Origin of the sequence: Prosthecobacter sp., from assembly GCF_044226605.1 — a bacterium.
Taxonomy (GTDB): Bacteria; Verrucomicrobiota; Verrucomicrobiia; order Verrucomicrobiales; family Verrucomicrobiaceae; genus Prosthecobacter.
This window is the reverse complement of record NZ_JBGAGS010000006.1, coordinates 154,415-166,718: the sequence shown is the minus strand read 5'-3', so window position 1 is coordinate 166,718 and position 12,304 is coordinate 154,415. Positions and strand designations below refer to the sequence as shown.

The 12,304-nt window shown below is 61.9% G+C and carries 12 protein-coding genes; 11 read left to right on the top strand and 1 reads right to left on the bottom strand.

The genetic code is table 11. The features are described from left to right. The first annotated feature begins 2 nt into the window (after positions 1 to 2). The 11 genes from ACILSO_RS09665 (at position 3) to ACILSO_RS09615 (ending at position 11,290) form a co-directional block, all read left to right on the top strand. Positions 3 to 2,807 (top strand): hypothetical protein, encoded by a 2,805-nt coding sequence (locus ACILSO_RS09665; protein WP_395737184.1) that lies wholly within the window; start codon positions 3 to 5, stop codon positions 2,805 to 2,807. 85 nt (positions 2,808 to 2,892) lie between these two features. Further along, positions 2,893 to 3,597, top strand: a complete 705-nt coding sequence (locus ACILSO_RS09660) for a pirin family protein (RefSeq protein ID WP_395737183.1) — start codon at positions 2,893 to 2,895, stop codon at positions 3,595 to 3,597. A 61-nt stretch (positions 3,598 to 3,658) separates the two neighbouring features. Continuing rightward, the gene (locus tag ACILSO_RS09655) at positions 3,659 to 4,036 is read left to right on the top strand and encodes a DoxX family membrane protein (protein ID WP_395737182.1); all 378 of its coding nucleotides are present in this window, start codon (positions 3,659 to 3,661) and stop codon (positions 4,034 to 4,036) included. Between the two features lie 108 nt (positions 4,037 to 4,144). Continuing rightward, positions 4,145 to 4,636, top strand: coding sequence for a VOC family protein (locus tag ACILSO_RS09650; RefSeq protein ID WP_395737181.1), 492 nt, complete (start codon positions 4,145 to 4,147; stop codon positions 4,634 to 4,636). Beyond that, a complete protein-coding gene (locus ACILSO_RS09645) occupies positions 4,633 to 5,526 on the top strand; it encodes a YceI family protein (protein ID WP_395737180.1) in 894 nt (297 codons plus the stop codon). The genes ACILSO_RS09650 and ACILSO_RS09645 overlap by 4 nt, the downstream gene beginning before the upstream one ends. Positions 5,527 to 5,732: 206 nt before the next feature. After that, positions 5,733 to 6,341 (top strand): nitroreductase family protein, encoded by a 609-nt coding sequence (locus ACILSO_RS09640; protein ID WP_395737179.1) that lies wholly within the window; start codon positions 5,733 to 5,735, stop codon positions 6,339 to 6,341. A gap of 117 nt (positions 6,342 to 6,458) precedes the next feature. Then, positions 6,459 to 6,887, top strand: coding sequence for a ribose 5-phosphate isomerase B (gene rpiB, locus ACILSO_RS09635; protein WP_395737178.1), 429 nt, complete (start codon positions 6,459 to 6,461; stop codon positions 6,885 to 6,887). Beyond that, complete coding sequence (locus ACILSO_RS09630) at positions 6,880 to 7,755, top strand: DMT family transporter (protein ID WP_395737177.1); 876 nt, start codon at positions 6,880 to 6,882, stop codon at positions 7,753 to 7,755. Before rpiB ends, ACILSO_RS09630 begins: the two co-directional genes overlap by 8 nt. 240 nt (positions 7,756 to 7,995) lie before the next feature. Beyond that, the gene (locus ACILSO_RS09625; protein WP_395737176.1) at positions 7,996 to 8,550 is read left to right on the top strand and encodes a hypothetical protein; all 555 of its coding nucleotides are present in this window, start codon (positions 7,996 to 7,998) and stop codon (positions 8,548 to 8,550) included. Between the two features lie 262 nt (positions 8,551 to 8,812). Further along, the gene (locus ACILSO_RS09620) at positions 8,813 to 9,424 is read left to right on the top strand and encodes an NAD(P)H-dependent oxidoreductase (protein ID WP_395737175.1); all 612 of its coding nucleotides are present in this window, start codon (positions 8,813 to 8,815) and stop codon (positions 9,422 to 9,424) included. Positions 9,425 to 9,427: 3 nt separating this feature from the next. Continuing rightward, positions 9,428 to 11,290, top strand: coding sequence for a monovalent cation:proton antiporter-2 (CPA2) family protein (locus ACILSO_RS09615; RefSeq protein WP_395737174.1), 1,863 nt, complete (start codon positions 9,428 to 9,430; stop codon positions 11,288 to 11,290). Positions 11,291 to 11,607: 317 nt separating this feature from the next. On the opposite strand, the gene ACILSO_RS09610 is transcribed toward ACILSO_RS09615, so the two are convergent. Then, positions 11,608 to 12,240, bottom strand: coding sequence for a DUF1080 domain-containing protein (locus tag ACILSO_RS09610; protein ID WP_395737173.1), 633 nt, complete (start codon positions 12,238 to 12,240; stop codon positions 11,608 to 11,610). Between the last annotated feature and the right edge of the window lie 64 nt (positions 12,241 to 12,304).

Here is a 12,304-nt window from a genome sequence, read left to right as displayed (position 1 = left end):
TCATGCCCACCTTCCCGCTTCGTCTCATTCCCGCCGCTGTCATGCAGCCGGTGCGGTCGGGCTTTCTGCCGGGCTCGGATGTGGCTGCCTGGCTGGAAGAGATGTCCCGTCATCGCGACGCGCGCTATTTCATCGTGCCCAGTTCGGTCGAGGAAGCGACCGCTGGAGGGCTGTTGATAGTCCCCGCCACCGGTGGCAGGAGCGGCGCCTTCGGACCGCGCGTCATGCCCTGTGGCCTGGAGCACGGCAGCGTGGCGGTGCCCGCCTCCATGCGGCTGGATCCCGCGCTCACAGCGGAGGAGGCCCGGCGCCTGCTGCACTTCGCCTTCTATTTTTACCATCCCGCCATGGGACTGGTGGCCTTTGATGAGGCAGATGCCATCACCGCGGAAGCTCTGATCGTCCCGCCTTTGGCGCGCACTTCGTCCTGGCTGCAGGCCCTGCATGGCCATGCGCCCCCACCGCGTCTCTCGCGCGTCATGCTCATCCTGCCCGAGGATTTGAATGACCTCTTTGGCGATGCCGCGCAGGACATCGGCTCCCAATCTCCCAAAGACCTGCAAAGCAAGGCTCCGCTGCTCGAACGTCTGCGCGACAAACTCGCCGGCGGCGCAGCCGTGGCGGGGATGGGAGTGCTCGGGATCGTTGGCGGTCTGGCCAAGATGTTCGGCGCAGGCAAAAGTGTGGCAGGCGGTGGCGGCAGCGAGAGCCCAGGCTCAGCACCTGGCAAAGGCAGCGCCAATCTTCGCGGCATCCCGCTGATGGACCGCCTCATGAAATGGACGGCGGAGCAGTTTGAAAAACTTCAGCGCCAGCGTGAGCACGAACTCCAGCGCCTCATGAAACTGCTGGAGACCAATCCCGAGCTCGGCCTTCGCTACGCTTTGCCGTTTGGTGGCGGCGAAGCCTCTCGCGGCACGGCACCGCCCGGCGGCAGGCTCAGCGAGCGCAATCCGGTTTTCGGTGCTCGCCGTGGCGGCGGCCCGGCGGACGTGTGGGATCTTGCTCCACAGACTCAGTGGCAGCTGCAGCAGAAGTATCGGGAACTGGCCAACCGTGAGATCGCCGAAGGCCGCTTTGATCGCGCCGCCTACATCTACGCGGAACTGCTTGGGGACTGGCACTCCGCGGCCGGTGCGCTCGCTCGCGGCCGCCGTCATCAGGAGGCGGCAAAAATCTATCTCACCAAGCTCAACAACAAGCCTCTTGCCGCGAAATGCCTCGAAGACGGCGGCCTCCTGGCGGATGCGGTGCTCCTCTACGGAGAACTCGGCCAGCATGAAAAGTGCGGCGATCTTCTCCGCCAGATGGGTCACGAGCGCGAGGCCGTGGCTGCTTATCATGCCGCCATCAAACACAGCGGAGATCGTCTGAACGATGCCCGCATTCTCTTCGAAAAACTGCAGCAGCATGGCCTGGCGATTTCCGTGCTCGCCAGCGGCTATCCCCATTCCTCCCAGGCTTCCCAGTGCCTCGAACGCCATTTTGACTACCTCGCCCGTCTTGATGCCGCCCCCGAAGCTCTGGCGCTCAGCCGTTCTTTGAGCGATCCCGCGCGCCAGATCCCGGATCGCGTGCAGATGACGGAAACCCTTCGCTCCATCCATCAATCCCACGGCGATCCGGAGGTGCGCCAGCGCCTTGCACGGGTGGCCACCGGCATCATCGGTGAAGCTCTCGCCACTGGCGCTCTCAAAGAGGGAGTGCTTCTCGCCGCACTGCCTCATTTTGCCGATGCTGATCTCCTTTTAAAGCGCGACTCCCTGCGTTTTGCAGATTCGCGCGAGCGCGCCCGCCGCCAGACGCGCAAGGCCTTGGAGGCAGGCGCTTCCAGGCACTCCCTTCATGCACTCTCCCATCTCGGCTCCCTGGTTCTCCCGAGGGATGGCACCGAGTGGTATCGTCTCATCAGCTCGGGCTCCAAGTGGCTCGCCATTGGCAGGAACGACAAGACCCGGCAGGACGTGTGGATCTACGGTCAGCAGGAGCGCATCATCGGCAAGTTTGCCTCCGCATCCGGCTGGGCTTACCTCACCAAACTCAGCCCCGTCATCGCCGAAATGTCGGACTCCGTCTGGCTGCCGTTCGCGCGTGCAGGCGAGGTGCCCCGCTACGGTCAGGCGGGTCTGGCGGACTTTTGCTCTGCTCCCAACACACGGGACATGCTCATGGACCAGCTCAGCTGGATTCCGCAGCGTGTGCTCGCCGTGCATCCTCAGAACCACGGAGTCTGGATCGTCCATCACAATGCCACGGAGACCATCGATCTCAGCTTCTATTCAAAACAAGGCCAGCTGATCCGGTCCCACGCGCTCGGCTGGGCGCCGCCTGAGGTTTCCGTTCCCATTTGCATTGCGGTGCATGGTCATCACGTGCTGCTCAGCGTCGGCACGCACCTCCTGCGCATTACCAACGGTGCCATCATCAATCAGACCGAGGTGCCATCTCCCGTTCTTTCCCTGCACGTGACGAAGGCGGTTCAGCCAGCAGCTTTCCTCGCCGTGTCAAATCTCGAAGTGGTGCTGCTTTCCCCCTCCAAGCTCAAGGAGCTCGACTGCGTGCTTCTCTTCACTTCTTCGTCGGAGGGGCCGCCGCAGGGCTGCTTTCTGAATGATGGCCGCATCGCCGTGGGAGATGGGAAGTCCTGCCTCATCTACAGCGCTCATCCCGAAGCAAAGCTTCTCCAGAACGCTCCGCTTCGCCTCTCCGCCACCAGTCGCGAGCCGGACGCCGTCTGCTACGCGGCCTCAGGCGAAAAACAGCTCGCCGTTCTCAACTCCGACGGTGTGATCGACTTCTTCTCATGAGGGTAAAAACATTACCTGAAAGCATGAACTTGTGAAGCAAGTGGCATTGGAGGAATGACGGCGGCTGGGCGAAATCAGCGTCGTTATGAAACTCAAACTTCGCCTCTCCAACGAACGCGGCCACGCCAGCCACGGCTGGCTCGACACCTACCACACCTTCAGCTTTGCCGACTATTACGATCCTGCTCACATGGGCTTCCGCAGTCTTCGTGTCATCAATCAGGACGTCATCGCCGGCGGCGCAGGTTTCCCCACCCATCCGCATCGCGACATGGAGATTTTCAGCTACATCCTCTACGGCGCTCTCGCGCACAAGGACAGCATGGGAAATGGCCGCACGCTCCTGCCCGGCCAGATCCAGCTCATGAGCGCCGGCAGCGGCGTGACCCACAGCGAGTTCAATCCCTCCAAGACTGAACCCGGCAGCCTTCTGCAGATCTGGATTCGTCCGCGTCAAAACGGCCTGAAGCCCAGTTACACCGAATGGCACCCCAAGCCCGAGCATGAAACCGCCGAGAAGGTGCTCGTCATCTCCTCCGACGGCCGCGATGGCTCCGCCACCATTCATCAGGATGCGGATATCTACCGTGTTCGTCTCGAAGCTGGAAAATCCACCACCCACGAAGTCACAGCCGGCCGTGGTGCCTGGCTCCAGCTCATCAAAGGCACGGTAACCGTCAATGGCAGCACCACCCTCAATCCAGGCGACGCTGTCAGCACCGACGACACCGGCACCCTCACCCTCACCGCCAGCAACAACGCCGAAGCCCTCCTTTTCGACCTCGCATAACCCCTCTGGAAACAACTGCCGACAACCGCAAACCATCGCCAACAACCGCAAACTTCCCCATATGAAACACATCCCCACCATCGCCCGCCTTCTCCTCGGCCTCCTCTTTGTCGTCTTCGGTGCCAACATGTGGCTCCACTTCATCCCGATTCCTCCGCCGCCCACGGAAACGGCCAAGAACTTCATGTCCGCCATCTACGGCAGTGGTTATCTCGATGTGGTGAAGGTCCTCGAAGTCACCGGCGGCCTCCTGCTCCTCAGCGGCCGCTTCACGAATCTGGCCCTCACCCTCGTCGGCCCCGTCGTGGTAAACATCGCCCTCTACCACTTCTTCCTGGTCAAAGGCGGCTACGAGATGCCCGTCATCCTCGGCGTCCTCTCCCTCGTCGCCCTTTCCGGCCGCAAAGAGTACCTCAAAGCCATCTTCGCCGCCAAATAATGCAACCACACGCGGGCCGGATTCGTCACTGAATCCGGCCCGCTTCTTCTCCCCTCTGGAAACAACCGCAAACCATCGCCAGCAACCTCAAACCACGGCAAACTCCCCATGTCCGCTCCCATCCATCCGGGCGTCCGTATCGGCCACGTCCACCTTAAAGTGGCCGATCTGGAGCGTTCTCTCGCCTTCTACGCCGGTGTCCTCGGATTTCAGCCCACTCAGCGCTACGGCACCCAGGCCGCCTTCGTCTCCGCAGGTGGTTATCACCACCACATCGGCCTGAACACCTGGGAAAGCAGTGGCGGCAAAGCTCCCGCGCGTGGCACCACGGGCCTCTACCACGTTGCCATCCTCTATCCGGACCGCGCTTCCCTTGCCGACGCCCTGCGCCGCCTCATTGAACACAAAATCCCTCTCGATGGCGCTTCCGACCACGGCGTCAGCGAAGCCCTCTATCTCCACGACCCCGATGGCAACGGTCTCGAACTCTATGTCGATCGCGATCCTTCCCTGTGGCCGCGCGATTCTCACGGCGAACTCGCCATGACCACCGAACCTCTCGACCTCGACGCCCTTCTTGCAGAAGCTCCCCAATCATGAACACCCTCTCTCTCACCCAGGTCCAGGCGCAGCAGTCCTCCGCCACCCTCATCCACGTCCTCCCCGAAGAGCACTTCGCCTGCGCCCATCTTCCCGGCGCCACCAATGCCTGCGTTTATGAAACCGTTTTCGTATCCAAGGTCGCCGAACTCGTCCCCGACAAAAACACGCCCATCATTGTCTACGGAGCAGGTGGTGATTCACTCGACGCTTCGACTGCTGCGGAAAAATTAGAAAAAGCCGGCTACGCCAAGGTCAGCGCTTTCATGGGTGGCATCGCGGAATGGAAGCAAAACCATCTTCCGCTCGAGGGCACGCTGGCAGAGCCTGCCGCAGCCTCTCCCGACGGCCGCTACGAAATCGACACCGAGACCAGCCTCGTCCGCTGGACCGGTCGCAATCTTTTCAATCACCACCACGGTACCCTCAAGCTCTCCGGCGGCCAGATCGAAATCCAAAACGGCGTTCTTCAGTCTGCCACCTTCACCCTCGACATGAACAGCATCGCCTGTGAAGACCTCGCGGACACCGCCTTCAATGCCATGCTCATCCGCCATCTTCGCGATGACGATTTTTTCGCCGTAGACCGCTTTCCCACCGCCGAGTTCGTCTGCACTCACGCCGATCCTCTTCCATCCTGCACCCCAGGCACTCCAAACTACACCCTTCATGGCGACATCACCCTGCGCGGTGTCACCCGTCCGCTCAGCTTCCCCGCCGTCATCGCGGCCGCGGACGCCAGTCACCTCACCGGTCAGGCGCAGTTTGAACTCGACCGCACCCAGTTCGGAAGCCACTACGGCTCCGGCAGGCTTTTCGCCTTTCTCGGCAAACACGTTGTCAACGACCACATCCACCTCCACATCAAACTTCACGCCAGGCGCCCATGATTAAAGTACGACAGACACTCTTGTCTGTCGACCAGCGCCCTCCCATCCCCCAGCACCATCGCGCACTGCCCCTCATGCTTCGCAACATCCAGTGATTACTCACTGCCAGCCCGCCATCCAATATCATCCCTCAAAACTTTTGCCCTGTTTATTGAAGCTCGCCTGAGCCTTCCGGAAACAACAGTAAACCACCGTCAACTCTCCCCATGAACACCCTCGAAGCCATCGCCTCCCGCCGCGCCATTAAGCACTACGACCCCGCCCATCGCATGACCGATGCGGAAATCCGCCAGCTTCTCGAAGCCGCCATGCTCGCCCCCAGCGCCTTCAACATCCAGCACTGCCGCTTCGTCACCGTGCACGACCCTGAAATCAGGAAGCAAATTCGTGCCGTCGGCTGGGATCAGGCGCAGATGACAGAAGCGTCCCTCCTCATCGTCATGTGTGCTGACAAAGACGCGTGGAAAAAAGATCCGGGCCGTTACTGGAAAAATGCACCCCAGCCCGTGCAGGACTTCCTCGTTCCCGCCATCGGCCAGTACTATTCTGGCCGCGATCAGGTTCAGCGCGATGAGTGCATGCGCTCCTGCGGCCTCGCCGGCATGACCATCATGCTCGCCGCCAAAGCCATGGGCTACGACTCCTGCCCCATGGACGGCTTTGACTTCGACGCCGTCGCCAAAATCATCAAGCTTCCCGAAGACCACGTCATCTCCTTCATGATCGCCGTCGGCAAAGGCACCCAGCCCGCCTGGCCCAAGCCCGGCCAGCTTTCCTACGACGAAGTCGTCATCCGCGATCAGTTTGTACAGTAGCCATCTCGCTCCGCCGAGATGAGCGCGGCGCTTTCGCCTCCTACAAATCTCCCAGTTCCCTCCCGAAATTCTCGCTCCAGTTCGCGGAGGGAAATGGTCTCTCGATTCGTGCCCCTCATGAAAATCGCCATCGGTTCCGATCACGCAGGTTACCTGTACAAGCAGGCCATCCTCCAGCACCTTCGTGCGACCGGCCATGAGGTCGAAGACTTCGGCACCCATTCCACGGATCCCGTCGATTACCCCAAATTCATCCGCCCTGTCGCCGAAGCTGTTGCTTCGGGCCGCTTCGAGCGCGGCATCGTCCTCGGCGGCTCCGGCAATGGCGAAGCCATCGCCGCCAATCGCCTCCGCGGCATCCGCTGCGGCCTGTGCTGGAACCTCGAATCCGCCCGCCTCACCCGCCTCCACAACGACGCCAACGTCCTCTCCCTCGGCGAGCGCATGATGGATCTGGAAATGGCATTGCAGATTGTGGATGTGTTTCTCACCACCCCGTTCGAAGGCGGCCGCCACCTGGCCAGAATCCAGCAGCTTGATGAATAATACATCACGCAGTTCCCGCTGGACCTCCGCCATCCCCTGGCTCTTCGTCCTCCTCTGGAGCAGCGGCTTCATCGGCTCGAAGCTCGGCATCCCCTACGCCGAGCCCTTCACCTTCCTCACGCTGCGCTACTGCATCGTGCTGGCCATTCTCGTGCCAATCGCGCTCCTCACCCGAGCACCCTGGCCCAAAGGAAAGGCACAGCTCGCCCACGTCGCTTTTGCAGGGCTCATGATCCACGCCCTCTACCTTAGCGGCTGCGTCTGGTCTCTCCGCCTCGGCCTTCCTGCGGGCATCCTCAGCCTCATCGTCTCGCTCCAGCCTCTCTTCACCGCCGCCTTTGCGGGCATCGCCCTTGGCGAGCGCGTTCTGCCGCGTCAATGGGGTGGCCTTGCCCTCGGCTTCATAGGCACCATCCTCGTCGTCGCGCACAAGACCGGAAGCGGCCTCACCTTTGTGATGACGCTGCCCGCCATTGCAGCCCTCGTCGGCATCACCGTCGGCACCTTGTGGCAGAAGCGCCACTGCCCAGCCTTCGATCTCCGCACCAGCACCGTCGTTCAATACGCCGCCAGCCTCCTCATCACCGCGCTTCTCGCCTTCACCACGGAGACCATGCGCATCGAGTGGAGCGGCCAGTTTGTCTTCGCAGTGCTCTGGGTTGCGCTCGTCCTCTCCATCGGCGCCATCAGCCTGCTCAATCACCTCATCCGCAGCGGCACCGCCGTCAATGTCGCCAGCCTCTTCTACACCGTCCCCGCCGTCACCGCCCTCATGGCCTGGGCCATTTTTCGCGAGACTCTCACCGGCCTCTCCCTCATCGGCATGCTCATCGCCGCTCTCGGCGTTTACCTCGCCCGTGGAAAGTGACCACGCTCTTTCGCAGAGACCAGCGCGGAGTGGTCCGCACTCTCGGAGTGCGCTTTCTGGGCTGCCTGCCCATCCAAAATCCGCACTGAGACTTCCACACTTTTTTCAGCGCCAGCCCTCAGCTCACAAAATTCCAAGGAACACCGCCGCGTGAGTATTGTAGTACCGGCTTCAGCCGGTTCCAGGCGAGCCACCCCAAGTATCACTTCCGTCAGTTGAGTTCCCCCGCGTCCCGTAGTTATGAAATTCCTCCGCTCTCTCCTCGTTGCTTCATGCCTGGTCTCAATCCTTCGCGCAGAGGACCCCGCGCCGCCCCCTGCAGAACTCAAAGCGCTCGCGGAAGTTTTCATCACCGCCTTCAAGGCCGATGACACCGCCGCCATCGCCGCCTGCTGGCACTCGCCCGAAGTGCTCGCCAGGCTCAAGGAAGCCGAAGCCCTCGCGGCCTCCGGCACCTCCCCCACCGAGATCAATGTGCCCAAAGAGCGCGAAAAAGAACTGAAGCGTCGCGAAAAAGACCTGGTTCGAAACAAGCAGCGCATCGACGAAATCCGCGCTCTCATCACCAAACACTTCGGCAGCATCTCAGATCTCAAGTTCGTCTCCCTTGAAGTCGATCCCGACGACGAAAACGCCGACCCCTCCGCCGCCGTTGACAATGTGGAACTCCACCTCCTCGCAGCAGACGGCACCCGACTCCGCATGGAAATCGACGACGCACTCCGCATCGATGGCATCTGGAAATTCAAAGGCCGCATCGAGGACAAGCTGAGCATCGAGCTCACCGAGCATTGAAAAGCAAGGCCCGTCCGGTTCTAAACATTGGAGGCCGCAGCAGCGATCGCGCATTCCGTATCGCGATGACAATGCGCCGAAAAGAAAAACAGCCCCGGCACACCGCGAGTGCGCCAGCAGAGTGGTCCGCTCAGTCCCCTGAGCGGCGCCCCGCCATCTCATTCCGCTCAGCACCATTTCGAGGTTCAGCCGCGCCGTTCAATTCCATTCTCCCCGAAGGCGCAAAACTCCGAAATCAATTGCCGTGCCACTCCGTGCGGTCATGCTCCCACGCATCATCATGGCCTCGGTTCTTGTCCTCTACGCCCATCCCGCCCCGCACAAGTCGCGCATCAATCGCCGCCTGGCCGCCGCCGCTCGCGAAGTTGAGGGCGTGACTTTTCGCGATCTTTACGAGCTTTACCCGGACTTCCTCATCGATGTCGAGGAAGAGCAAAGGCTTCTCAAAGAACACGACATCATCGTTCTCCAGCACCCCTTCTACTGGTACAGCGCTCCCTCCCTTGTGAAGGAATACCTCGATCTCGTCCTCACCTATGGCTGGGCCTACGGGGAAGGGGGCACTGCCCTTCAGGGAAAGACCCTCATCCACGCCATCAGCGCCGGCGGCTCCGAGGAATTCTACTGCTCGCAGGGCCGCAATCGTTTCACCATCCGCCAGCTCCTCGCGCCCTTTGATCAGACCGCGTTTCTCTGCGGCATGCGCTACATCGCGCCGCACGTCATTCACGGCGCAAACCAGCTCGCCGATCACGAATCCATCATGCCACATGCCCAGCGCTACGCCCGCCTCCTCAGGGCCCTGCGCGATGAAACACTGCCGATCGAACTGGCCGTGGACTCTCATAAGATCAACGACCTCATTCCTGCATAGCTCATGCACGATCCCCACTTCTTTCTCTCCGCCTTCATCTATCTCGCCGCAGCCGTGCTGCTGGTGCCCCTCGCGCATCGTCTCGGCCTCGGCAGCGTGCTTGGTTATCTCATCGGCGGCGCCATCATCGGCCCCTTCGTGCTCGGCTGGGTGGGGGGCAGGCAGGGGGAGGAGGCCATGCACTTCGCCGAGTTCGGCGTCGTCATCATGCTCTTCATGATCGGCCTCGAGCTCGAGCCTGCCCGCCTCTGGCGCATGCGCGGCCCCATCTTCGGACTCGGCGGCTTGCAGGTCTCCCTCACAGCGCTCGTCGTCATGGGCATCGCCATTGCATGCGGCCTGGAGTGGAAGCCGGCGCTCGCCACCGGCATGATTCTGGCGCTCTCCTCCACCGCCATCGTCATTCAGACCCTGCAGGAAAAAGGCCTCATGCGCACCGATGGCGGCGGCGACTCCTTCGCAGTGCTTTTGTTTCAGGACATCTCAGTCATCCCCATGCTCGCGGTCTTTCCCTTGCTCGCCGCCAGCGTTTCCAAAACAGAGCACCACGGCTGGCTGCACGAGCTCCCGCACTGGGCCCAGCCTCTTGTCACTCTCGGCGCCGTCGTGGCCATCGTCATCGCCGGCCAGTTCATCGTCCCGCGCGGCTTCGCCATTCTGGCAAAAACCGGCCTGCGCGAGCTCCTCACCGCCGCCGCGCTTCTTCTCATCGTCGGGGTGGCCCTGCTCATGACTCAGGTCGGCCTCTCGCCCGCGCTCGGGGCCTTCGTCGCCGGCGTCGTGCTCGCAGGCAGCCATTACCGGCATGAACTGGAGAGCAATCTCGAACCCTTCAAAGGCCTCCTCCTCGGCCTCTTCTTCCTCGCCGTCGGCGCTTCGCTGGATTTCGCCGTCATTGCCGCCAGGCCTCTCCTCGTCACCGCGCTTGTCATGGCTCTCATCATTCTCAAAGCGGCTGTCATCTACCTCATCGCCACCGCATTGAAAATTCGTGGCAGCCACCGCTGGCTCCTCTCGCTCGCGCTCGCGCAGGGCGGGGAATTCGCCTTCGCCCTCCTCTCCATGGCCATCCAGCAGGACATCCTTGTGGAGGAAACCTCCAAGCTCCTCGTTGCCGTCGTCGCACTCTCCATGGCCGCCGCGCCGCTTCTCTTCATCATCTACGAGCGCATCCTTGCCCCCCGCTATACCGCCGTCAGCCGCGAGCAGCGCGCCCCCGACCGCATCGACGAGCATGCCCCCGTCATTCTCGCGGGCTTCGGCCGCTTCGGCAATTTCGTCGGACGCTTCATGATGTCCCAGGGTGTCAAAGTCACCGTCCTCGAAAGCGATCCCGACCACGTGGACATGCTGCGCAAATTCGGTTTCAAAGTTTTCTACGGCGATGCCACCCGCCTCGATCTCCTCCACGCCGCCGGCATCGATCATGCCTGCATGCTCATCATCGCCCTCGCAGACCAGGCCAAAGTCGCACGCCTCGTCACCGAAGTGCGCGAAAAATTCCCCAAGCTCCGCATCCTCGCCCGTGCGCATGACTACGATCAGCGCTTCGAGCTCATGAGCCTTGGCCTTGCCGCCGAAGACGCCGTCCACGAGCAGATGGGCAGCGCCCAGGAGCTCGCCGTCCGCGCTCTCCGTGCCCTCGGCAAGCCTGCCTACGCCACCGAGCGCGCCGCCCGCCGCTGGAAGCGCTACGATGAAGAAACCGTCCACCTCCTCGTCCCCGTGCATGAGGACGAAGACGCCTACGCCAACATCGTCCGCCAGCGCCGCATCGAGCTCACCCAGCTCTTCCAAAAAGACCTCGCCGAACTTCCCCACGCCAACGACAGCGCCTGGGAAATCGACCGCGCCAACGAAGCATAAACGCCGAATCGCCCCCATCTAGCAACATCCCCCAAACCGCAGAAGCGCCACCAAAGTGGTCCGCTCAGTCCCCTGAGCGGCGCCCCGCCACACCCCCAGCCCCTCATCTCCCGCTGCGCAGACACAATCCTCCGCAGCACGCGAAAGCGTCTTGGACTGCGGTGGCAGAGAGGCAAGGCGCAAGCCCTTGCCTCGACGACACCGCTTTCGCGCGCGGACAAATCTTCCTCGTGCCTACCCCTCTCGCCCGTCAGCCGAAACCAGCCCCCTCCGCCTCACCACAAAGCTCCGCAGAGTCCAGCATCCAGGATCCAGCCTCACTTCGCCGTCAGCTTGATATTCCGGAACCAAGTCTCATCCCCATGCTCCGTCAGCATGATCTTCCCTTTCCCCGGCGCAAAGCCTTCCTTGTTCTTAAACTTGCTCTTCGCGATCCTCTCCTTCCACTCCGGCGTGGTCGTGTCCGCCTCGCAGGCCAGCGCATCATTCAGCCAGTGCTGGATCTTCCCGTCCTGCACCACGATCTTGCTCACGTTCCATTCACCCGCCGGCTTCACCAGCTTGCCTGTCATCGGCTCCTTGATGTCATAGATGGACGCCGTCGTGTGCGAGCCGCCCTTCAGACCGTCCGGATGACCGCTGTCATCGATCATCTGGTACTCAATGCCCAGCCACTCCTTGCCACCGATCTTCGTCACCCAGTACTTGATGCCGTTGTTGCCCTTCGGGTTCACTTTCCATTCCCACACCAGCTCAAAATTTGAATACTCGTTCTTCGAGATCAGCGCGCCGCCGCCTTTGCCATTCAGATGAATCGTGCCGTCACCTTCCGTGGTCCAGCCACCCGAAGGCGCCTCGCCATTGGTATTGGTGAAATCAGCCAGCGTCAGCGTGACCGGTTCAGCAGAGGCAAACGTGGCAAGGGCGAGGAGGGAAAGCAGCGTGCGCATGGTGGTTGGGATGGGTGTCCCCGCATCAAAGGCGCGACTGCCGCCGGATGCCAGCGCGTTTTTC